This is a genomic window from Pyrofollis japonicus, from assembly GCF_033097485.1.
In the GTDB taxonomy this organism is placed as follows: Archaea; Thermoproteota; Thermoprotei_A; order Sulfolobales; family Pyrodictiaceae; genus Pyrofollis; species Pyrofollis japonicus.
In genome coordinates this window covers 613,080-636,062 of sequence record NZ_AP028634.1, presented here as the reverse complement: position 1 = coordinate 636,062, position 22,983 = coordinate 613,080, and the positions used below count along the sequence as shown (strand labels likewise).

Genomic DNA, 22,983 nt, shown 5'->3' with positions numbered 1-22,983 from the left:
CAAAACTATAAATACTTAAACTCAATGCCGGAGGCATGGCATACATCACTTACTTATATCTCTATCGCTATCAACAAACTTACTCAACTATAGAATAGTATAAAACAAATCAAAAGCAACTAAAAAGCCAGGCTCATACCAAATACTCGTAAACAAAAATCTGGCTAGGTGCTCAACGAGATGAGCAACATAAGCGAACCTTACCTCTTTGCCGTAAAAAACTTCAAAGCAATCATAGCAGATCCGCAAGAAGAATCCGATTACATGAAGAAAGGATACGTAATGCCATCCTTAGGGGACTTAACAATATTCCTTGGATACAGAGGCGTAGGAAAATCCTCCATGCTCGAAGCACTACGCCTTCTCTCACTAGCAGCAAGGCACTACGAAGAATATGATAATCTAAATGTAACCTTTTCCGACAAAAAGGGATGTAGAATAAATGAATCTAAATTAAAAGGCCGATTTATAATCAATGATAAAGAACAGTTGATGCATCATATCATAAATAAATTCAGTAAAGAAAGAAAATTTGAAATAATACTTTATTCTGGATTAAAATATTTTGGTATTTATGGATCATATAATGGATATACGTGTAATCTAGATTTAGTTAGTACAAAACATGCTAGGGAAATAATAGGAAGCGAGGAAGAACCGGAAATAGACTCTTCTATTGTTCCTTTTGTTCACCTAATATCAATAAAGCGGATATTCCCCGCTACTACAGAGAAAGAACGAGTAGAAACTACTATAGAGTATGAGGCGGTAAGAAGAGATGGCGTAGGGGCAGAAGGAGAGAACGTTACTAATATATTGTCTTGGTCAAATGTATTCTCGGATCCAAATACCCAATTTTGGCATGATATTATTGAGGACTTTAAAAAGTACTTAAGCGAGGTAGCGAGAACTGGCGAAGGAAAAGAGATACTAGATATAAAAATAGATATCAAAGAACAACAACTTGTTGTAAATGAGAAAGCTGAGAGTGAAGGATCTACTAAAGAAGAAGCATACATTCCTTTTAACTATCTCAGTATGGGGACACGCAACCTTATCTCAATGCTATTAGAGGCTAGTATTGCTGAAAAACTAGCAGAAAATGGAGAAGAGGTAGTAGTAGCTATAGAAGAGCCGGAAATAGCCTTACATCCATCGTCGTTACAAGGGCTTATAAGAATTCTAGCAGAAATACCTAATAGAAATAAGAACAGAATACGATTTATATTAACAACGCATTCATTAAGGTTGATCTCAGCTATTGTAGGTTTAATGAAGGAGAGTGCTAATCTAGATATAAGAATGTATCACTTTTCACGACAAGGTAAATATATATCAGTAGATGAATTTGGTACTGCGCAGACAATATATAATGATATAACATTTACTGCGTTAAGAAACGAAATAGAATTAATTTTTGATATATTATCATATGGAAAATAAACAGTTATCTGGTGATAGGATGGCTGTTGGAAATTGTAGAAGGTGCGATGGTGATTGTAAATATAATGATTATGATTGGTTTTTTAATAATATAAATAATATTATTTGTATTCCTTTAGATAATTATAATCAAAATACATCTGAATGCAACCAATATGAGGGGACACATGCTAATTTAATGCATTGCCTACGCTTAAATAATCAAAATAATTCAGGTATTCCTGACATAGGTTTAAGAAATGGAAATATAGTAATATATATTGATTGTCACAAAATTAGTAATAATCCCATACTATTTAAAACTATTCGTGATAAGATTCGTAGACGTTTTAATATATTGGGTATCCCGGTATGGGAAATTATTAATATTCTTCATAGAGAAATGCTAGTCCAAGGTAATAAAAGAAGACTATGTCAATATACATGTGCTTCACATAGACGATATTGCGGTAATCTCAATCTATGTGTTTGTTGTATAATACCTAATAAAGGTTTGTTTCCCTCTTCAACAATTTTTAGTAGAATAAATATAAATAATCTTCTTAATTATTGCTATAGATAAATTATAATAACTAGATTAGGTGGTATAGATGGCTATAGTTATTAAAATAGATGATCAAAAACAAAAATATAATGAAATAAATATGTTAGAAATTAATGAAAATAAATTTAATTGTTATAATATCTCTAAAAAATTTTACGTGTGTGAAACAAATATTTCTAAAATTATTAAATATTTCTTTAATAATTTTAATAATAATATAATTAATGAGATATTTAATAGTATAATAAAACAATTTGGAGAAATTGAATCACTTTATGGCATTGATTGGTTCTTATTTGACCCTCTTAATTTATATCTATATGCATACAAATCTAATAGTGAATCAGACTTAGTGAATGCTGTTAAGACATTCTTACTTACGACATCATTCTTTAGTGAGTGCATCTATACTTTTTCGTTGGCATTAGGCAGTGAGATAAACAAATACACAGGTACATGTTGTACAGATATTGTTAAAGAATATGAGAAAAAAGGCATTGTTGCTAGATTTAGTATAAGTATTAAAGGAATAGAGTTTAGCATCTACCTGTTTAGGCCGGTCGATATTGGTGATTTTAGTAGACTTGAAGAAGATGATCTTATTGGTCGTTCGCCGTTTATTAGGTTATTTAAGGATTGTGTTGAGTGTATTGTTGATTCTATTGGTAAGAATAAAATAATTCAGGCTAGGGTTTGAGACTTATGTTTTTATTAGTTCTTGTATTGTTTTTATTTGTATTTTTCTTTGTTGCATTTGTTTTATTGTGAGGGCACTTATTGATGATATGAATCCTGGTATGTAGGTTGTTTCTCTGCTTTTTTCTACTATTTTTGTGTATAGCTTTGATATTATGGTTGGTATTGTTTGGGGTACTATTATTGTTTTAAATGTTATGTTGTCTATGATTATTTCTTTGTTATTTATTTCTATTTTTGGTTTTGATATTTTTTCTTGGAAGAGCAGCATTATGTGTATTATATTTTGTATTGTTTCTGGTGTTGCTATTAGGTATACTGTTTGTATGCCCGTGTTTGCCGCGAGGAGTATGTCTGCTAATGAGAATTGTCCTGTTACTTCTATTATTGCTGTGTCTGTGCCTAGTTTTTGGGGATTGGTTACTAGTCGGGTGAATTGTTGTATTTGTTGTTCGGGGCTTAGTGGTAGTGTTATTGTGTGTTGTCCTAGGTATTTTCCGTATAGTTGGTTTATGATGCTTTTGTCGCCGAGTATCTTCCTTATTGTTTTTTGGATCTCGCTTGTGTTCTTTGCCTGTATGATCTCGCTTATATATGTTTGTAGTCTTTGTGGTGGTATTTGTGGTGCTATTTTTGATACGGCTAGGGTCTCGTATCTTAGCTCTGAGCTTTGTAGCTGGCTTAGCTTGTATAGATAGGCTTGTACGAGGGCTTCATAGGTGTTGCGTGTTAGATTGCTGGGGTCTAGCCCGTGGAGTATTATTGTTGTTGTAAGCATTGCTTGTACTAGGTCTATGCCTCTTCTCGAGGAGTTTGTCGCTGTTGCGGCTGGTGCTAGATACAGTGTCTTTTGGTAAGTGCTGCTGTCCTCGTATATCTTGTAGCGTTCCGCTAGGGGGAAGAAGCCGGAGCCGGGTAGAGCTCCCTCGTCTACTAGTGCTGCTAGGTTGTAGTCGCCCATTAGTGTTAGTGGGTTATAGGCTAGCCACTTGTATATGGATAGGACGTGAATATGGCTGACTGTGGACTCGGTGCGTACTGCTAGGGTTCCAGTGATCGGTTCAGCGCAGTATTTTGCCACCTTGTATTTCCGTTCTCCGCGTACTATTGGGAGTAGTGGTGATGCCAGTAGCTCCAGTAAGGGGTCTATCCTAGAGATATTGCCTTCGAGCGCATAGCAATATGTCCTATGTGCTGGGAGTCTTCTCACGAAATAATCACCTCTGATTACACGGTGTAGCCTGTATCGAAAATATTGAGAAGGCATTGGCCGGGTTTACCGCTTAACTGGTTTTGCTGATTCTGTTGGAGCTTGATGCAAGGAGCTACCGACATTAGTACCGCTGCTTTCTTTAAGCCAGCTAGCTTTTTGAGCAATTCTACTATCAAGGGTTTCGCTAAGTCAAGTACTATTACTAGCACAGAGCACTCATTCTCGGGAACAATTTCCACAATTTCTTCGGCTACTTCGCCTGCATCCTCCCTCTTCCTTAGCTGGTAGGAAAGCTTATTTGGACTAGCTAGTTCTCGGTGCAGCCTGTTTTCTATATCCCTGATGGCAGAGGCCGAGACGTGCGGATACACAAGCCATATAGCGTTCAAGGTTATTCCTACACTTTTTACCTTATTTATTACATATTTCGTTAGCTCTACAAAGTAGTATGTTGAGTGCACTACAGGATATAGTAGGAAAAGGTTTACAGATCCTCCACACTTACTTGTGAGGCCTCTTAGAACTTGTAGGGCCCCCTGTTCCTGGTCTAGCATAGTGCTCCATTGACCTTGGCTAACAAATGAGTATAGCTTTCGCAGTCTCTCGACCATGCTATTCTCTTTTAGCATTTCCCTGAGAAGCCTATATATGTCTGAGACAACGTTATCGTTTCCTAGAACTTCTAGGGCATTTCGAGCACTTGATTCAACTAGTTCTTCGTAAAACGTTCTTGATGCAGGACTAATCGCCAAGAGCTTAACAAGGCTGAAGAACTCGCCAAATATCGCGTCAAGAATGTTTAGGTCTTGACAGCTAGTAGCTGAGCTATTCGCTCTAAACCTCTCCAATATAGCTCTATACAGCGGCATCCTAGTCCTGTTAACAATAGTCTTATCGGCTCTGTAAGGGAGCCAAGGCATATAGAGGGTTGATGCCAGCGACTGTAAGGCTTTCTGATAAAGTAGCGTCTCTCCCCGAGCCTGCGACTCCTCGATACCGTAGACAAAGTGCTCATCATCGACTACCACTTTGTCTAGCTCAACGAGGGGAACGAGTCCGGAAAGTATATCGAAAATGTAAATGCGATACGAGCTGAGGCACTCGGACAGACCGTGTCACCTCAACTGGCCCGGTGAGGCGAAGACAAGCTAACCCGAACAATAAAGCAGTTCATAGCTTAGAGTATATAAGTATCCATAATCAAGAATCTACAACTTATTAACACATCCAAATTCCTCTTTGTTTTCCCTTGAGAACACCCTCTAGACAGATTTGAATTTGTCCTTGGGAACAACGTTTCAAATCTATGCAAATCCATCAGAACATTATTGGATGGAGTAGAAAGAAGAGTTGTCGCTAATTATGACTCATTAACAGCTTATAAGCCAATAGTGTTCCGAAGAAGATAAATACCCGTACCATAGCCTTAATCATTCGGATCCCAACAGGGAGCATACCTGCTAAACTCAAAAGAGAATTGTAAGTGGCGGGGATGGCTTCTCGCCCGGGGAGCTAGGGGAGCTGGCTGGCTAAACTCAAAAGAGAATTGTAAGAAAGCTGACCGACAAGCTCACGGACATAGACGTCTACACGCTCGGCTAAACTCAAAAGAGAATTGTAAGTAATTTTCCCGAAAATTGGATAGGGTAAGGGTTAGGTAGCTAAACTCAAAAGAGAATTGTAAGCTATACCCTGTGTATTATCCTCCTGTACTTCTCTGCTAGCTTTCGCTAAACTCAAAAGAGAATTGTAAGTCCATACACGCCGTTATTCGTAAAGCCCTCCTTATTGTCTCGCTGCTAAACTCAAAAGAGAATTGTAAGAGATCCCAAGCCCTCAAGCAGGTTCTTTCCAAGGGCAATGTTGAGCTAAACTCAAAAGAGAATTGTAAGCATCAGTAAGTGTTGCAACAATGTGTAGAGTAGGCAATACTAATCAGCTAAACTCAAAAGAGAATTGTAAGTCCGTTACTACGAGTATTGCACGGTTTAGCAGAGTGCCCACAGGCTAAACTCAAAAGAGAATTGTAAGCCAAGTTGCAGGGGTCTATCCAGATCACGCAAGTTTATGGCCGGGCTAAACTCAAAAGAGAATTGTAAGTCCTCCCACCTGTCGGTGGAGGTGGTGATGGAACAGGCCTTGCTAAACTCAAAAGAGAATTGTAAGGTAGAACCCTATCCTCACGAGGGGCAGCCAGAGAGCAACAAAAGGCTAAACTCAAAAGAGAATTGTAAGCAGATACTCTACTCCACGAGCCTCAACCTTCAGCAAGGAAGCTAAACTCAAAAGAGAATTGTAAGATCCCGAGCCCGATGCTCTTAACGAGCTCGGTTACGTTCTCGTGCTAAACTCAAAAGAGAATTGTAAGTTATCGGTGAGGCACACTGTGCCGAGATATTCCAAGCGCTAAACTCAAAAGAGAATTGTAAGTGTTGGGCGCTGAGTCGCGGAGCTCAAGGAACTTCTTGACGAGCTGCTAAACTCAAAAGAGAATTGTAAGATGAGGCCTTGGTGCTTGTTTGATTGTTGGTGGTAGGGTTTATGTATAACTAATATCTTTATAAGGTATTACTGGCGTACTGTTTTGCTTCCCCGCAGAGTGTGGGACTTTATACGCAGCCTCGGGGCTGAGGGTGGGGTCTTTGCAGAGATAAGGGGTTGGCGTTTCGACTATGTTTCTCCACGGTATCGTTATCGTCCCTCGCCTAGCGAGGTTGCGGGCATTTGTCCTGTGCATCGTGATGTGTTTCTGCGCCGTGTTATGCGGATCAAGCCTAAGAGAAGCAAGGAGGCCGTTTATGGTGCTATAGTTCACGAGTTCTTTCTTGAGCCCTTTAGGCTCGTAGATAGAGGCGTATCCGACCTAGAGGCCTTGTCTCGGGCTATGTGGAGGCTTGGTAAAAGGCTTGGTGTGAGGATAGATGGGTTCCTTCAACGGGTGTACACGGTTGGAGCTGGGCTAGCCCTTCAGTCGATCATTGATGCTGATATCCCTGTACGTGTCGAGCCTCAGATTCCGGGGGCGGCTGTAGGGCTTAGCGACATAGTGCGCCCAGACTTGCTCGTCGGGTTTCTCCCTGTAGAAGTGACTACTGCTAGTTCGTCCACGCGTTACGGTGAAGGTAAGGAGCTTCAGCTCGCTGGCTACGCCTTGGCGCTCGAGGCTTGGACTGGCTTGCCCGTGGACTATGGTGTTGCTCTCTATATTCGTCGCAGAGACTCGGGCGAGCCCTGGCTAGAGTGGCGTGTCGTGGTAATAGATGATGGGCTTCGCCGCCGCTTTCTGAGGGCTCGGGACGAGGTAGCAATGATAGTTGATAATAGTGTTGATCCTGGCCCTGCTGGAGAGAATTGTCCACCGTGGTGCCCCTTCCGCGGGGCTCCTGGATGCCCGCCTGCCGAGGCCTAGGGCTAGGCGTTCCCGGGCTTGGAGAGGGGTGTCTCCCCTTTGGGCGAGGTGTTTGTTGTCTCAACACCGGGTGCAAGGGTATTCGTTAGGAGTGGTGTCGTCTATGTCCAGGCTCCGGGCTCTGACCCGGTGCCAGTGACCTATGATGCTGAGCTCGTCTTGTTGGCTACGGGTGCCGTTAGTATAAGCGGTAGGGCTCTGCGAAGGCTCGCCGAGCTAGGTATACGTGTCCTTGTGCTCGGTCATCGGGGCCACGTGGTTGCAGAGTACCGGCCTATCGATAGGGTTAACAAGACTGTTGAGGCCCGCATGGCCCAGTACGAGGCCAAGCTGCGCGGAGACGCGCTCCGCTACGCTGCTGAGATGGTGAGGGCTAAGATAGTTAATCAGGCAAGGGTGCTACGCTATATTTCTAAGAGCAGGAGAGAGCCGTGGATAAGGGATGAGGCTTACCGGGTCGAGGACGAGGCCTATGAGCTCTCCAAGCTAGTTAAGAGCGGGAGCCTAGACGCAGACAGGGTTAGAGGGGTTGAGGCAAGGGCTGCGAAGAAGTATTGGCAGGTGCTAGCGGCCCTGCTCCCCGGAGACTATGGTTTTACTGGTAGAAATCCTCGCGGCGAGGACGCCGTCAACATGGCTATAAGCTACGCCTATGCAATACTCTACGGTGTAGCCTATGACGCCCTTATAGTTGTAGGCCTAGACCCCTATGCCGGCTTCCTCCACGCTGATCGAAGCGGGCGGGTGAGCCTCGTCTACGACTACAGCGATACTTTCAAGCCCCTCATAGACCGAGTGCTTTTCACGAACATTGACCCAGCGCTCTTCGACTCCTATAAGGGCAGCTTGAGCTATGAGTCGCGCAGAAAGATAGCAGAAAGAGTAACCAATGCCCTCACATCCCAGGTGAAAGACTTTGAGGGAAAGAAGAGGCCCCTAAGAGACCACGTCTACGCCTATGCTTGGAGCCTCGCTAAGGCCCTTCGGGAGAAAACCCAGTACCGTGCATTCATAGCCGTTATTTAGGCTCATTAGCCTACTCCTAACCTCGCTCCTACTGAGAGCCCTAAGCAGGAGCCGGTTCTTCTTCAGCATCCTGGATGCCAGTGCGGGGTCTCTGGCTGCTCTCAGTAAGTGGTACGCGTTATGAATTGTGCGCGCAAGGATGCCCCGACGCCCCCACTCGGAGAGAGCCCTAGGGTTCGTTTTGCAAACGGGGCACTTGCAGCGAGAAGCCAGCTCGGCGGGGTCAGCCGCTCTTCTCCCACCCTTACGTGGAGCTACTTGGAGCAATGAGAAGCTTATGGGGTCCCTTGCTAAGCCGTATTTCGCGTCCGCGAGCGGGCTACTAGTATCAACGCTGTCCGCTATTCGGAGCATTAGGAGGAGGATGGCTATGCTGTTCCCCACGCCGAATACATGGAGACGAGTATCTATGAGGAGGCGGGCCTCGGCAACAGCTTCAAGGAGCCTGCCGGGGTCATAGCGGGCCAGAGGGGCTAGGCTTCCAAGCCCAAAAGCCCCGGCATGGCCGCCAGCAACCCGCCTTGCTAGATCCAGGGCCTCTCTCAGCTGTTGCCCTGTTTGTGCGTGGAGAGGGTAGAGGAAGTGGTCTCCGAAGACTCGTTGCCAGAGCCTAGCGTTGCGCGCCGTAGCCTTGTTAGCTGCACGGAACTCCGCATCGCTCGCCCGAAGGGGGTGCGGGACAGGTGTGTCGAGCAGAACGGGGAAGGCGCCGACCTCCTCGTATAATGCCTTCTGCACCTCTAGGACCTTCTCGGGCTCCGGTAGGCGCCGCCTACTTATCAGCCGGTAGCCCCCGCTATCGACTATCACGTCTAGCCCGCGTAGCTGTTTCACCGCAGTAGGCATCTTCTTGGCAACGTCGTCTGCGGAAACCATTACGTGTGGGTGCCCGATGTTTTTCCACAGCATAGGGTTTAGCTGGGTGAGGCTATGGACGAAGTATATTCTCGCCAAGGTGCAGTATCCGGTAGGAAGCCTTATATCGAGGACTAAAAGGTATTACTACCGGGTTCCCACGAGTGTCCCCGCTCGCAACCATAGCCGACATAGCCTATGAGGCAGAGAGCGTTGCACAAGCCGTTAAGAGGAAGCCCCCCAGCAAGCTAACCCTCCCCCCGCCAACCGACGAAGCCTCGACGGACGAGGTACAAGATGCTGGCAGGAAGGTCGTACGCTCAGAGCTCCCCATACGCGAGCAGAAAAGCCTCGAAAAGCTCATCTACGTGATCGCCCCGGATAAGCCCGCCTATGAGTACATTGGTGTTGACGGTAGTAGTAGGAAGCTCGAAGCCTATAACCTCCTCGTCGGAGCCTATGCAGTCGCGACGAGCATTCTTGACGGAGTCTATGTTGTGGCAACCTATCCCGATACCGGTGTATATCCCGTAGTCGGCGCCAATAATACGCCAGTGGCAAGTCTTGCCCCCGAGTTGCCGGGCACGGGCCTGCGCTACACCGTGACGAGGCCGCTTGTGGATCCCGCTAAGCTTGCTGACGCGATAGGCTGTAATAGCAAGAAGAGTACTGGTTGTGGAGCACTACAGAGCCTCGGATACGGGAACGGATACAACGTCTCGACAATGCTGGACGAGAACCGTACTCTTGTGGAGAACAACGCGCTCTCCTACATATCTTCTTCCCCCGTCCTCGCGACAAGGTATACCAGGGTCATGGTTGACGGCCCGGTCTACATGACACCGGGCCTGCTTGTCAGGTTTTACAACATGGCCCAATTCCGCGGGAGCGGGCCAGCAATCCTAGTAGAGGCGGTCTATACTCTTAGCTACTTGTTAAACGCCCTGAAAAGAATCAGGATAGTTGCCTCGCTTTCTCGGAGAAGCGTGCTCGTAATGGGCGTGGTTAAGAGGATAAATAGGAGCAGGGTACTAGTGAACGCGCTTACAAGCCTCAACCCTGACTCACAGCTACCCCCTACGGATCCGCAACTCGTGGAAGCGCTCCTCTCGGAACGGGGCTTCTATCCAGTTATGCAGCCATACGCATACGGGATAGGTATCGCAATAGGTCCCGTCATAAGCATAATAAGTGCCAAGAGCCTCTGGGAGGCCCTGCTCAACGCCCTCGGTCTAGGAGGGCAGCACCCGATCCCCTTCTATAACAAGAAGGTTACCCGTAGCGGCGAAACCCTCGCAGGCATAGACAGGGAGGCCAGGGGCACCCCCTACGTCGTAAAGAGGAGCTACTACCTCGTCGTAAAGACAGGGCTCGGCGGGCACCGAATAATCCGCGTAGAGTTTCCACAGCTGCACACCGAGCACCCTGTCCGCCTCGACCAGAAAGGAGAGATACACGTGGAGACCCTGGAGGACAACGAGGACATCATCAGAACCGTCGTGGATAATGACCTAGTAGTGCTCAGAGAGATAGCGTGGCTAATGACGAGCCCCGGTGCCCTGGAGGCCCCTGCCCCTATAGTGCTCGCAGACCGCGTCGCCAGGACCGTCTCGAAGACAGTGGCACTTACCTGGTTTAGCAGGTTACGCGACGTGGTTACTTTTACCTATGATACCTTGCTCCAGCTCACCGCCATGTAGAGCGGGAGAAGGGGTGCATAGGTGTTGGACGAGGAGGATATCCGTGAGAATGCTCTCCGCCTAGTAGACGAGGTTGTTGCTGAGAGAAAGGAGCTCTTCAGCCAATACGGGGAGAGAGCGAGGCTGGCAGACGAGGTAGCACACGCCATATCCTCTACCGGCTTCATCGTCGGCAGGGTTGCGCTCACCGAGGACGTAGGCGGAGACGAGATACCCGTAGACATTCCCCCCGAGACGTGGGTGAGGCTAGCCCATGAGAATCCCTCTATGCTCGGCGAGGGCTACTACTACGTGGTCGTTGACCCGAAGACTCTCTCGCTCATACTCGCCTCCGTCTCCTCCACAGTGAAGCCAAGCGGCACGAGGGTTCTCGGAGCCCAGCAACCACTAGTAACAGTGCCCCTCGAAACCCTGCACCCGCTCAGCATAGCAGCGAATGTTGTCTCGCTGAGGCTCATGCTCCGCCCCCTCCTCCTAGTCCACCTAGGAGAACACGTGAAAGAGATTGCCGAAGCAGCGAGGAGCCGCAGCGACGAGGCCGCAAGCATAGTGGCGGGTATTGTCGAGAAGCTAGGCTACTCTGCGCCAACCATACCCCCGGACCCCAATAGCCCGGTTATAGCTCCCTCGCCCAAGGTACTAGAGGCGCTACTAGCCCCTAGCCGGGAAGGAGTACTCGTAGGCGGCCTCGGCGTAATGGACTCCCTCTACCTCGCCGACGGCAAGCCGGTGGCGATAAGGCTGCCGTGGAGCGTCCTCGTAAAGCACGTGCTAGTCACCGGGACCACGGGCAGCGGCAAGACAAGCCTAGTGAAAAACATGATGCTGGACGCCTCGAGGCATCCCGGCGTCCACATAGTGGTTCTCGACGCCAGCAGCGACTACGTGGCAGGCCTACTACCAGGCCACATACCAGGAGAACGAGTAGACCCAGAAGCCGCCGCAGTCCTTCAACTATACGGGGCAAGCGCCGAGCAAGGAAAACCCGTACTACACCAAGGGCTCCGCGGGATAGCACTAATACCCTGCATAAACTGCCGCAACCCCAGCGACTACGCAGAGGAAGCAACCAACTACACGAATTATCTGGAAGAGACGCTTAGGAAGAGCTACGAGAAGCAGGGCTGCAGCCTCAGCCTAAGCGAACCAAGCCCCACCCCGGCGCCGCTGACCTACAGGGTAGAGGCAATAGTATCCTGCAGCGGCGCCGAGGAGAAGCAAGAATTATTCATTGCTCCCAGGAAGATCATAGTAGAGAGCATAGACGAGGTCGCACAGCTAGACCCCTACCTCACCGCCAGGGCAAGGGAAGCACTACGCATGTTGGTCGCGAAGTGCGGCGCCAAGAAGCTAGAAGAGCTATTAGGCATAATAGCAAGGCCTCCAGAGGATTGCAGGAACCTGGTGAAGAGAGTCATCCACGCCGAGACGCTCCGCAACCTGGAGTCAAGGTTGCGAGCCCTCAGCGAGCTAGGCGTAATAGGCTACATGGACGAGGATCCGAAATGGGCCCAGTTAGACTACACAGCACTAGCAAAAATCATGGAAAAGCTAGAAGCGAGGTCACTTGTACTAGACCTGGGCTACGCAGCCCAAACCGCGGCATCGAAGACAAGAGCCGTAGACTCACAGAGCACAAAAGTGTTCCTAGGCTACCAGCTCCTCAAAACACTAGCAGAACACATGGAGCGGACAAACATACCAAGCTACGCTCTCCTAGTGGTGGATGAAGCCCACCTATTCTTCCCGCCAAGCCGCCAAGAATACGCCGAAATACTCCGAATAAGCATAGAGCATCTAGCAAGGCTTGGTAGAAGCAGAGGAATATCAATAATCTTCTCAACCCACAAGGAAACAGATGTATCACCAGTTATAACAGTACTGACAAACACGAAAATATATTTAAGAATAGATAGAAGGACAGCAGAAGAAACACCACTACCACAAGAGTACCGAAGAAGACTACCATACTTCAAAGACCACGCAGCAATACTCTCAAGCTACGCTGTAAGAGGAGGATACCTAGCAATCAAGAACGCACCACCACTAATAGGACACAGAACAACCTAAACCCATACACAACACCACTACAATAGATTCTTTGACGATATGACGAGATAATCATAAATCCCGTTTACTAAGAACCCTATTAGTTTATTAGAAACAAACATTTTAGCCCATAATACCCTCCTAGAACCTCTCACTAAGTTGAAAACTAATTATTTGAACCAACATGGATTGTACACAGCTTCTTGCTATAATATGTACAATTCTCTATTGACTCTATTGAGTTTATCCGTGCTCAACTACATTGAGGCCAAGATAAGGGAGTACTATCTTACAATTCTCTTTTGAGTTTAGCTTCAGTATCTTCTCAAAGATGCTCTTGTCAACAGCCGTTACTACCTTACAATTCTCTTTTGAGTTTAGCAGGTGTGGGATGGCTCGGCTTGGCAGACAATAGGTTGAAGCTTACAATTCTCTTTTGAGTTTAGCTCCTCGTTAAACACGCTTACAAGAAACGCATTATGTGGATAGGCTTACAATTCTCTTTTGAGTTTAGCTTGACCACGTTAACCAGATCCTGGTACTCCTGGGGCACGTTCTCTTACAATTCTCTTTTGAGTTTAGCCTATGTCTTCACTCATATCTTTTAGCTTCTCTTCTGGCCATTGCTTACAATTCTCTTTTGAGTTTAGCTACTCAGACTACAACCTAAGCTTGATAATGCAGATGCTCGGACTTACAATTCTCTTTTGAGTTTAGCTAGACGCTTATGAGAAAGAGAGGCCCAATGTGGTTCTTACCTTACAATTCTCTTTTGAGTTTAGCCAATGACTACGGCGTTCATGTGGGCGGTAGAGGAGCTAGAAGAAGCAAGCTTACAATTCTCTTTTGAGTTTAGCCGGGAACCTTGGCTGCGAGTGCGAATGCGTACCAATAGACGAGCTTACAATTCTCTTTTGAGTTTAGCCAGCGCTCGAGGCAGCAGTCTCGGCCAACGACGTACAGATAATCACTTACAATTCTCTTTTGAGTTTAGCATGATCGCCACAGTGCCGTCTAGGTATACGAGCTTGGCAGAGACACTTACAATTCTCTTTTGAGTTTAGCTCGAGATCTCAGGGCCCTACATGACGCCAAAACTACTGGAGACAGCTTACAATTCTCTTTTGAGTTTAGCGGTGCCTGAGTCGCTCAAGGAGTACCTAGAGGAGATCCGGACTTACAATTCTCTTTTGAGTTTAGCAGGTATGTTCCCTTTTGGGATCCGAATAGTCTTTGCTATGGTCTGGGTATTTATTTCTATTAGAACATTGATTACTTATAAAAGGCTAGTGAATGTTGATTTACAATACTCCTCCATTCTGCTCTATCCCATATTGTTCTCATGGAAATGTATGGATTTGAAACATTGTTCCCAAGAAGCCTTACAACTCCACCAAAGACAGGTTCCAATGAGAAAAGAAAGAGGAATTTAAAGATGAAGAAGACTAGGACAAACACGCAATGCGAGAAAATAGCGATAGTTTTCAATGATTATATGTGACCTACTGTGCCATATGTTCTCTATATGAAGAAGGGTTAGCTGAGGTACGGTGTTGGCTTATTATGGTTAGCGATATTTGGTGGTAGTTTTGGCAAAGGTTGGATAGAACTACGTGTCTATTTCGTGGGTGTGTTCTAGGATTGTTTATGCTGTGCCGTCTTGCCTTGTCTCGTATAGTTTGTTTATCCTCTTGTTTATCTCCTCTATTTTTCCTAGGAGGTTTGTGTGTAGCTGGTCTATTCTTTGGCTCATGGTCTTGTTGAGGTCATCGATTCTTCTGTTGGTGTCTTTCATTTCGCTCCATAGCCTGGCTTCGACGCGTTTTATTTCGTCTCTTAGCTCGTTCTTTGTCTCTCTTATCTCTTCGCGTAGGTCCCTTATCTCTTTGTGAGTCATGTCGAGGTATAGTAGCAGGATGTCCTCGGTGCTAAGCTTCTTGCCCTTCTCAAGCTTCTCCAATATCTTCTTAGAAACCTGTGACAAAACGCTAGACAATACTGCTTCTTCCGCCAACCGTGACGTCCCAGAAAAGTAGAGAGCTTATCTTATTATGCTATAAGAGTTGTTCTCGGTGCTGCAGCCCTAGTAGGACTCGTAGTGTCTCCTTTTCCCTCGTAGCTAGTTCTCGGAGGGCTTCTGCCGCGTCTCTGTCTCCCTCTAGTTTCCATTCTAGTTCTCTCAGTGCTTGCCCAGCGTAGCTTCTTAGGTGCTCCTGGTCCCCTCTTCTCCCGTCTAGGAGCGATGCTGCTAGGTAGTCTGCTAGGCTTAGTGCGCCGGTTAGCTGGGACGATGTTATCGTTAGTAGGGGGCTGCTTATCGCTCTCGCTGCCTGCTTGACCGTTCTCAGCGCCGTGAGGGGGCGTATCTCGGTGTGCTTTTCTGCGAGCTGGCATAGCGTTGCTGAGACCCTGTTGCTGGGCAAACACGCTTCTAGTTCTTTTGCAATCATTTGTATTTCCTCTGGCGTGAGGGCTGGCACTAGGCCTTTGCTTATAGCTTCACTACACCAGGCTATGTTCCTTAGCCCGTGATGGTGTCGGAGAACCGCGATAGAGGCTGCTATGACAAGTATCTTCTCTTGTTCTCTCGTCTCACGGGCTAAGAGCCTCTTGGCAACGTGATGAACTAGCCCGGCGGAGAGGACTTCGTGACAAACAAAGGAAGGGCTCCCGGACAGTATTGTCTTTTGGAACTTTTTCGCAGCCTTACCCGCGTCGTGGAGGAGAGCTGCCAGCACAGCCGCCTCTAGGACCGTGTGCTCTGGGAGCTGAAGCCGCTTTGCTGTAACGTGCAGCTCGTCTCCGAAGAGGCCTAGGAGGAGAGCTGCCACGTTTACGCTATGGAGCCCGAGGCGTACACCGGTCCACGCGTAGAGCGTCACGGCGTTAACCCCAGCCCTCTCTTGTATGCCCCCCTCCTCGCGGCGAGATAGAGCTGTGCGGCGCGAAGCCCCTTATCGCCAAGTGCCTTGGCGGCCCTTGCTAGTAGTCGTGGATAAGCCTCGGCGTAGTTCCTACACTTCTTGAGCATATTTCTGACTAAGTTCTTTTCAAGCTTCATTACCTTGTAGGCTGTGTCTTCATTGCCGTAAGCCAGTACCACTACCGTGCATCCAGAGGCGTCGCAGTCTAGCACCTTCTCGCTGTGCTTCGACAAATACTCTAGGCTCACCTCCAGGGTATCGAAGCCCTCGCTCTCCTCATCCTCCATGGGTATTGCAAGCGTTACCAGCGCGGAGCCGCGGACCAGGCTACAATAGCTCTCTAGAAGCCTTTTCGCGAACCCCGGATCACCTAGGGGTAGGGCCATGCTCGCCCACAACAGGTTCCGGTAAGCGGCTGAGGCCGCAGAAGCCTCCCCCTCTAGGCCTTGGTTCTCAACAGTTTCAACCAGCATATGGAAGGATACTGCGTCGTAGCCGTCGGCACGGGTGTTGTCCAGAAGCCTCCACTCAATGCTCTTCCCGGAGGCGAGGACCTTGTGCACCGTCTTAATGGTCTCGGGGATGGCGTCCCCGTAGGGGTGGCTGGTCTCCGGCTCGTAGAGTATTACCTCGGGGGGCTCTCCCTTGCACTTCTCGGCCACCTCTCTGCTCCTGCATAGTCTGCCAGCCCTCTGGGCCAGGCTGCTCGGAGCAGCAGCCTCGGACACCAATACCTCGGCGTCAACATCCACTCCCGCCTCTATTACTTGAGTAGCGACTATGGCGGAGGCCTTGTTGAGCCTCTTTAGAGCCTCCTCGCGGTCCCGGTGGGAAAGCCTGCCATGGATAAGCACCACCTTGTCCACACCGAGCCCCTCGGAGAGAACGCGATACGCATCAAGAGCAGAGTCCACCGTGTTGGCTGTGAAGAGGACTCTTCTCCTGGTCTCTGCGAAGCTAATGGCCTCCCGCAGCGCCTCTTCCCTGCTCATTATCCTCGTCCTCCAGCGGAACATATGCTCAGAGAAGTAGTCGCGGTCAACAACCCTCATCCACTCCTTCTTCCCGCACTCCTTGCAGACAGCAATGACACGTGCCATTGCCCTCCCAGCTATGTCCTCGACGAGCCTTGTAGCCATGGTAGCGGTCTCAACAACTAATGGGATCCGGGCCTCTGAGAGGAACCTCAGAGAGATGGAGAGGAATCGGCGAGACAAGGGCTCTTCGTCGAGCACCCATGGCTCGGCGTAGAGGTGGGCCTCGTCAAGCACCACTAGGGAGGATGCGAGGGCCGCTCTAGGGAGCTCGTAGTGGCCCTCGAACACGCCCCGCAGTGTCTTCTCGAGCTCTGCTACTGGCAACCTGGCAATGTTGAGGGCGAAGCTGTCAAGGGTCGAGACTACTGCTGCCCTCAGCATATATCCGCTGAACCCTTCCCTTCCCAGGCCAAGGCCTCCCGCAAGGTAGCCAGCGCAACCCCTGCAGCCCTTCTTCTCTAAGAAGTCTCGCATGAAGAAGTACTGTTGCTTCACCAGCGCCCTAAGGGGGAGAACATGGATAACTCTAGCCGCTAGCCCCTCCCCCCTGGCCTCTTGGAGCAGCCTTGGCACAGCCTTGCTCTTCCCATAGCCAGTTGGGGCGATGAAGACCACGTTCTTTCCAGAGCCGAGGAGCTCGGCGACAGCATCTACGCCTGGTCGCTCCCAGGGACTCGGCAAGGCCCGGCTACCCTACCGGGATCCATTGCTCGGCACTAGCCACTTCAGCAACGCTTCTGGCACACCATAGAAGAGAGTCACGCATCCTCAGGCACTGCTTCGACTCCGCAGCGCCTCTCAGCAGCCTCGTACAGTCATAGAGATAGATGTTATTCCCGGTAACAGCGTATAGGTAGAGCTTGCCTACGCACTGAGCGACCGCGTCGAGGCCTGGGTCCTGGCTACCTCCAGGGCATAGACCTCTCTGTACTCCTCGGCCCAGGAGTTCCCCAAGAGCAGTTAGTGGCTTGCTTCCTAGGCGGCAGAGAAGCCCGGAGAAAACCATTGGGGTAAGCTCGTTGAGTATTGCCCGGTTTCCCGTCTCGCTTATCGATGCCAGGAGGAAGCGGTCGAAGACAGAGCCGGATCCGCAGAGCTCTCCCGGAGAGGCATCGAAGACAGTGGCTAGGAGTGCCGAGCCATACACAAGCACAAGGGTGTCGAGGCTAACGGGGAGCTCCTGCACCCTCGGCAGAGACAAGAGGCGTCCAAGAGGAGGTAGCTGATATTCCCCTTCAACAACTGTGACAGTATAGTGCGGCGCTATCTCAAAGAGGTCGTTGAGCCCTACCTCAGGGGCTGGGAGCAAGTATACGCCCTTATCTCCCACACGTCCAACCTTCGATAAAAGACCGCCTACAAGGGCCAACGCGAAAGACGCAGGACTAATCTCTGTCGGGTTCGGCTTCACCCTCTCCGGCTTAACACCACCCCTCACGCTCCTCAAGTACTCGAAGATGTTTAGCTTCATAAGCATTAGCGCCTTGACCCTAGGCTCATTGAGATCGATCTCACCCTTGCTGAGCCTACCGACAACTACCTCGGCGGCCTCATCCCACTGCTTAAGCCTAGTGCCCACAAGCTTGGAGACAGGTTTGGGGTCATTTCCGAAGAGCCTCGGCCTCTGCAAGAGCCCCTGGCTCAGAAACCCCTTGGCAATCTCTAGCGCCTCGTTGAGAAGCGCGAGATAGTCGTCCTTGCTGCCGAACACTGCCTCTCTCACAGTGATGTCTCTAACCCTGTGAGGATCAATACTGAGAGCTAGGAGCTGAAACCCTCTACCGATCCAGCCAGGCGGGAAGAGCTCCACGCTGAACAAGGGGACTTTCACGCCTCCTTACTTGTAGCTATGCATAGGTTCTGGGAGCCCTTGAGGCAGTAGGCTCTGGCTCCTTCCCTTAGCCTGAAGCGTATCGGGTCCTCGGGGGGAACTAGAAAAGACGGGGTCGAGACAGGGCTTACGGGGACAAGGAACTCCGCGGGGCTAGCCACTTGTTCTCCGCAGAAAAGCTTGGTCGGTCTATGTCTCCACATATGCACTTTAACGATGTTCTCTGGGTCAAGTGGTACAGTTGTCTCCGAATCCTGGTAAAATACTGACTCGAACGCGGCGTCTCCCTTAGCCTCCTCTGCTTTACTTATCTTAGCCTCCTCTACAATTGCTAGGCCTTCCTTGGACCCTAGGCGCCACCCGCTCCACGCAACTTTCTTCAGCAAGTCCTCCAAGCTATCTATGCCTATGCCGAGCTCCTTGCCGAGCCCCTCAGCATCAATAACTATTCCGAGAACTAAGCGAGTTGAAGGTGCATAAGAGGCGCCGAGGGCTTGAACGCTCCAAGCATATGGCTCCCATTTAGCCCTCTTACGCTGATATACTAGTGAGAGCACTCTGGTAACGTCGCTGTGAAGTGCTATGCCAGCTGGGCTGCCTGGCTCTAGGCCAGCGGCTGCTGCAAGTGTATAGTTTGCTAGGAGTTCTGCTGGGCTACAGTACTTGCTCTTAGCTAAGTACTCGGGAAGCCCTAGTAGCCTTGCTAAGGGCTCGGCATAGAACCCTATGACTGTTGTTGGCGGAGGCAGTGGTAGGGCTGGCTGCGCTGCGGAGAGCCCGGCATAGCGTATGCTGAACCCCCAAGCGGTTCTAACCCTGCTGACAATCATTACTGGCTCCGTCACTGGTCTCACCACTCTGTAGTTCATTGGGCAGGGTGACATAGGCTATGATAAAAACAATAGTGGGAGTGTATAGGTATGCATTTGCAGCGTCTTCTTAGGCTAGCTTCTCCAGTATCTCCTTCTTTGCTGCTTCTATGGCGTCGAGGTAGCTTTCGTGCGTACTGGAGCCTACGGTGTTGCTGGCGCATTTCTTGGGTTCTCGGAGTCCTTCGCCGTCGTAGTAGTGGATGCTGGCTGCGAACTCTTTTATCATGTTTGATAGCTTGCAGGCCCTCGCTACTGTTTCCGCTAGGTACTCCTTATCGTGCCCGGGCGAGACGTTGAATGGTATTGGCTCTGTTACTGCTACTACTAGGCTGAGTATCTTCCAGTGTGGCTGGAACCTTGTGGTCTTGGCCCCCCACGTCATTCCTCCGAGTAGTGCTGCTAGCGCATCTAGTGCTGCCTCAACTCTCTTCCTCCTCTCGTCGAGGCCAAGGATATACGGGTTATCTTGCGGGGCGCCCTCGTTCTCCATGCTATAGGCTCCTACAGCGGAGGCGTCTAGCGCGTAGGTGAAGACATATGCAGCGCTGCCGACCTCGACATAGTATATTGCTTGTTCGCCGCCCTTGGCTCCTGGTGAGTACCTGACGTGGAACTGTGCCTCGGTAGCCGCTGCCCCGGTTTCCAGCGCGTCTAGTGCTGGTATCATGTAGCCGACGCGGAACCGGGAGGTACGCTTAACAGTCATGTCTGTGAAGAGGAAGCCGCCTACGTCTTCAACTACGCAGTTCTCTACAACGTATTTCTCGACCTCAGCCGCGTTTTTGAACACGTTCTTCGGCTTATCTATTCCATCGTACTTTTTGAACACGTTGCTGTCCGCATGTTTGAGGAAGACACCTTGCTTACAGGCAGGGCAGACCGGTATGCCGCGAGAAGCCGCTATGTCTGCTAAGAGGCGCTGATAGTGGTGGGCCAGGCTCTCACCACTTATGACCGGTACATAGCGTAGTGCGAAGCCATCACTCCTCCGAAGTATTACTGGTGCGCGTCGATGACGTACTACGTTGCCTACGCTTTCAGCCATGTTTAATGCTTCCAGGTTAACCAGTATGCGAGCCGATAGGGAGAAGAATAGGGGCATGTTCTTACCCACCTCCCTCCATAACTGTCCCATGGTGTTTCCCGAGGGCTAGGAGCGCTGCTGCTCGGGCTATTCGTAGTCCCTCCTCGCTCCTAGCTGGATCCAGGAGGAGCTCGGCCAGCTTGCTTACCTCGTACTCAGCTCTTACCAATAGCTCCTTCGGGGGTATTGTCTGGCCATCTTTCGTCCTTACGCGTGGGCACTTCTCCTCGGGCTCTTCCTTAACGCAGTTGCTGCGATATATTCTGAGAGCATCGTAGAGGGCTGCGAGCGCTTGATCAGGGCCGAGCGCGTTAGCTATGCGATCTAGAACGCCGAACTGCTTTGTTTCGGCGAAGTATGCTAGCAGCTCGGGAAGCCATATGGGTCGGAGGATCTGAGCTTGTTGAGTAGGCAAGGCGTCTACTCCGCCAATATAGAGCAAATGGAATAATATTTATGAGTTCCCAGTATTGTGTTCCACCTCTGCGGAACACCTGCTCAAAGCAGAGCTCAAGGCTCTGCTTGAATCTCTAAGTACCTAGCGTCCCTCGGAGATGAGCTACCTTATGCATTTGAGGACTTGTGGTAAGACTCTTCTAGCCAGTTTCGGGTTTGACGAGAGGTTCGCTATAAGGGCGATAAGCGATCATAAGCCATGCAAGGTTGTGGCTGTGGCACTTGATACTGGTAGTGATGCGTGGAGCCGTGTCGAGAGGGCTTTCAGCCAGCTACGAGTCTTTGCCTCCAGCCTAAGGGTGGAGAGCGAGCTCGTATCGGTGCCTTATCGGGGTGAGTCGCTCTCTAGGCTGGTTTACAACTTGGCTAGGAAGATTGGAGGCTTTATTCGCGTGGCGCTTGAGCAAGGTGAGTTACTAGTGCTTCTCTCTGGAGGTCCGCGCCTACTAGTCTTAGGCCTCTATATTTTGCTGAGTATGCTCCCAGAAGAATATGCTAAGAAGATAACCGTTAGGGTAGAGGGGGAGGGTTTCAACGCCCTCGTTGAGGAGCTGTTGGCCGATCTCCGTGTGCCGGAGCTAGATGTTCTTGATAGGAGGCTTGTAGCGCTAATCATTGAGAGGATGGATACTGGGCTGGGAGTGAGTGAGGCCGCTAGGCTCCTCGGCGTAGCCAAGTCTACGGTGTATAGGAGGCTCAGCGCCCTCTCGGAGAAAGGGATAGCTGTACGCGATGAGGAGAAGGGCCGCTACTATCCCAGCGAGCGTGCCTTCCTGGCTGCTTCCTTGCACCACGTTCTCGGTTAGCGCGCAAAGGGGCATACGTGGCGATAGCTGCAGACCCTGCAACGCCTTCTATTAGTTCTAACTGTTTCCGGCGGCTTAGCTTCGAGAAGCATTCTTCTAAGCTCTTTGGCTGCGTGCTCTACTAGGCGGCGGAGAAGCGGCGTAATCTTGGCCTCAATTAGCTTATCAACTTCCGTGCTATAGACATAGGCGGCCTCCAAGGGAAGGCGGAGCGCCTCCTCGGCGGCGATAGCATAGGCTGCCAGCTGTATTAGTAGCCTCTTATCTCTCCCCCGGAGAGCCCTTCTACTAGTCTTCGAGAGCTTAGCCTCAACCACAACAACGGCATCGTTAACGGTTATAGCTACGAGGTCAACGCGTCCACCAAGTCTAAGCCTACGTGAAACAACCGGGTGCTCCCACAGTAGCTCGTGGACTCTGTGCCTCTCCTCCAGCAGCTCTACTATACGGTCACGCGGAACAATCTCAGCACCAGCCATCATACTCTCCGTAGGCGCCTCGCGCCAAGCCATAAGCTTGAAATAAGCCTCCATAGGGCACCAATAATACTCCTTAACAAGCCCTATAGGGATCAAAACGTCTTCGACAAGGCTAGACGACAACAACCACGCCCTCAGCCTTCTCAGGACTATTCATAAGGCGCCCCGCGACCAATATCCTCCTAGCATAGTCCTCGGGAACAACAACAGCGGCCACACTATCCTTCCCCCTATCCACTAACCGGAGAGCAGCACGAACAACCTCCTTCGCCTTCGTAAACCCGCCACGACCAATGAAAACGCTGCGCTGAACCCTTACAAGCCCAAACGACTCCAACAACTTAGCCACCTTGAAGCGACGCCTATCATCGCTAATATCATAAAATACAACAACATACGGCAGAAACACCACCACTAAGAAAGGTATTACCAGGAAACATATAGCCTTATCCCACCATAAAACACAAGCAAAACTAAATAAAAGCAGAAAACATAACCATTTTCTCGCATTGTGTATTTGCCCCAACCCTCTTTATCTTTAAATTCCTTATTGAATTCT

19 protein-coding genes and 2 CRISPR repeat arrays are annotated in these 22,983 nt (G+C 49.4%); of the genes, 7 read left to right on the top strand and 12 right to left on the bottom strand.

The features are described 5' to 3' along the window. Positions 1-180 precede the first annotated feature (180 nt). Positions 181-1,443, top strand: a complete 1,263-nt coding sequence (locus SBG41_RS03170; protein ID WP_317896098.1) for an AAA family ATPase — start codon at positions 181-183, stop codon at positions 1,441-1,443. A gap of 590 nt (positions 1,444-2,033) precedes the next feature. Next, positions 2,034-2,684, top strand: a complete 651-nt coding sequence (locus SBG41_RS03165; protein ID WP_317896097.1) for a hypothetical protein — start codon at positions 2,034-2,036, stop codon at positions 2,682-2,684. 3 nt (positions 2,685-2,687) lie between these two features. Here the strand turns inward: SBG41_RS03165 and SBG41_RS03160 are convergent, their stop codons facing one another. Further along, a complete protein-coding gene (locus SBG41_RS03160; RefSeq protein ID WP_317896096.1) occupies positions 2,688-3,893 on the bottom strand; it encodes a hypothetical protein in 1,206 nt (401 codons plus the stop codon). Between the two features lie 17 nt (positions 3,894-3,910). Next, complete coding sequence (locus SBG41_RS03155; protein ID WP_317896095.1) at positions 3,911-4,924, bottom strand: hypothetical protein; 1,014 nt, start codon at positions 4,922-4,924, stop codon at positions 3,911-3,913. A 431-nt stretch (positions 4,925-5,355) separates the two neighbouring features. After that, a CRISPR array of direct repeats spans positions 5,356-6,396; the repeat unit is 25 nt; unit sequence GCTAAACTCAAAAGAGAATTGTAAG. Positions 6,397-6,480: 84 nt separating this feature from the next. Here SBG41_RS03155 and cas4a point away from each other — a divergent pair. Both cas4a and cas1 read left to right on the top strand, forming a co-directional pair. Next, the gene (cas4a, locus tag SBG41_RS03150; protein WP_317896094.1) at positions 6,481-7,305 is read left to right on the top strand and encodes a type I-A CRISPR-associated protein Cas4/Csa1; all 825 of its coding nucleotides are present in this window, start codon (positions 6,481-6,483) and stop codon (positions 7,303-7,305) included. Between the two features lie 48 nt (positions 7,306-7,353). Then, a complete protein-coding gene (gene cas1, locus SBG41_RS03145) occupies positions 7,354-8,331 on the top strand; it encodes a CRISPR-associated endonuclease Cas1 (protein WP_317896488.1) in 978 nt (325 codons plus the stop codon). Here the strand turns inward: cas1 and SBG41_RS03140 are convergent. Continuing rightward, positions 8,242-9,285 (bottom strand): tRNA guanosine transglycosylase family protein, encoded by a 1,044-nt coding sequence (locus SBG41_RS03140; protein ID WP_317896093.1) that lies wholly within the window; start codon positions 9,283-9,285, stop codon positions 8,242-8,244. The two genes, cas1 and SBG41_RS03140, sit on opposite strands and share 90 nt — an antisense overlap. 65 nt (positions 9,286-9,350) lie before the next feature. On the opposite strand from SBG41_RS03140, the gene SBG41_RS03135 reads away from it, so the two are divergent. Both SBG41_RS03135 and SBG41_RS03130 read left to right on the top strand, forming a co-directional pair. Beyond that, positions 9,351-10,886, top strand: a complete 1,536-nt coding sequence (locus SBG41_RS03135; RefSeq protein ID WP_317896092.1) for a hypothetical protein — start codon at positions 9,351-9,353, stop codon at positions 10,884-10,886. A gap of 24 nt (positions 10,887-10,910) precedes the next feature. Next, a complete protein-coding gene (locus tag SBG41_RS03130; RefSeq protein ID WP_317896091.1) occupies positions 10,911-12,956 on the top strand; it encodes an ATP-binding protein in 2,046 nt (681 codons plus the stop codon). 267 nt (positions 12,957-13,223) lie between these two features. After that, positions 13,224-14,136: a CRISPR direct-repeat array (repeat unit 25 nt; unit sequence CTTACAATTCTCTTTTGAGTTTAGC). 444 nt (positions 14,137-14,580) lie between these two features. Here SBG41_RS03130 and SBG41_RS03125 read toward each other — a convergent pair. From SBG41_RS03125 to SBG41_RS03095, 7 genes are all read right to left on the bottom strand, one after another. Next, entirely contained in the window at positions 14,581-14,931 is a 351-nt protein-coding gene (locus SBG41_RS03125) for a hypothetical protein (protein ID WP_317896090.1), read from the bottom strand. Positions 14,932-14,989: 58 nt separating this feature from the next. Further along, on the bottom strand, positions 14,990-15,817 hold the full coding sequence (locus tag SBG41_RS03120) for a CRISPR-associated endonuclease Cas3'' (protein WP_317896089.1): 828 nt from the start codon (positions 15,815-15,817) through the stop codon (positions 14,990-14,992). Next, entirely contained in the window at positions 15,814-17,577 is a 1,764-nt protein-coding gene (gene cas3, locus SBG41_RS03115; RefSeq protein ID WP_317896088.1) for a CRISPR-associated helicase Cas3', read from the bottom strand. Before cas3 ends, SBG41_RS03120 begins: the two co-directional genes overlap by 4 nt. 7 nt (positions 17,578-17,584) lie before the next feature. After that, positions 17,585-18,727, bottom strand: a complete 1,143-nt coding sequence (locus SBG41_RS03110; protein ID WP_317896087.1) for a hypothetical protein — start codon at positions 18,725-18,727, stop codon at positions 17,585-17,587. Continuing rightward, complete coding sequence (locus SBG41_RS03105) at positions 18,724-19,572, bottom strand: type I-E CRISPR-associated protein Cas5/CasD (RefSeq protein ID WP_317896086.1); 849 nt, start codon at positions 19,570-19,572, stop codon at positions 18,724-18,726. The genes SBG41_RS03110 and SBG41_RS03105 overlap by 4 nt, the downstream gene beginning before the upstream one ends. A gap of 94 nt (positions 19,573-19,666) precedes the next feature. Beyond that, on the bottom strand, positions 19,667-20,701 hold the full coding sequence (gene cas7a, locus SBG41_RS03100) for a type I-A CRISPR-associated protein Cas7/Csa2 (protein ID WP_317896085.1): 1,035 nt from the start codon (positions 20,699-20,701) through the stop codon (positions 19,667-19,669). A gap of 4 nt (positions 20,702-20,705) precedes the next feature. After that, entirely contained in the window at positions 20,706-21,098 is a 393-nt protein-coding gene (locus SBG41_RS03095; RefSeq protein WP_317896084.1) for a hypothetical protein, read from the bottom strand. A gap of 151 nt (positions 21,099-21,249) precedes the next feature. Between SBG41_RS03095 and SBG41_RS03090 the strand changes: the two genes are divergently transcribed. Then, positions 21,250-21,945 carry a helix-turn-helix domain-containing protein gene (locus SBG41_RS03090; protein WP_317896083.1) on the top strand — a complete coding sequence of 232 codons (696 nt, stop codon included), beginning with the start codon at positions 21,250-21,252 and terminating at the stop codon, positions 21,943-21,945. On the opposite strand, the gene cas4 is transcribed toward SBG41_RS03090, so the two are convergent. Next, entirely contained in the window at positions 21,942-22,547 is a 606-nt protein-coding gene (gene cas4, locus SBG41_RS03085) for a CRISPR-associated protein Cas4 (RefSeq protein ID WP_317896082.1), read from the bottom strand. The genes SBG41_RS03090 and cas4 overlap by 4 nt on opposite strands. Further along, positions 22,537-22,833: a CRISPR-associated endonuclease Cas2 gene (gene cas2 / locus SBG41_RS03080; RefSeq protein ID WP_317896081.1), complete on the bottom strand. Its 297-nt coding sequence runs from the start codon at positions 22,831-22,833 to the stop codon at positions 22,537-22,539. Before cas2 ends, cas4 begins: the two co-directional genes overlap by 11 nt. Positions 22,834-22,983 lie beyond the last annotated feature (150 nt).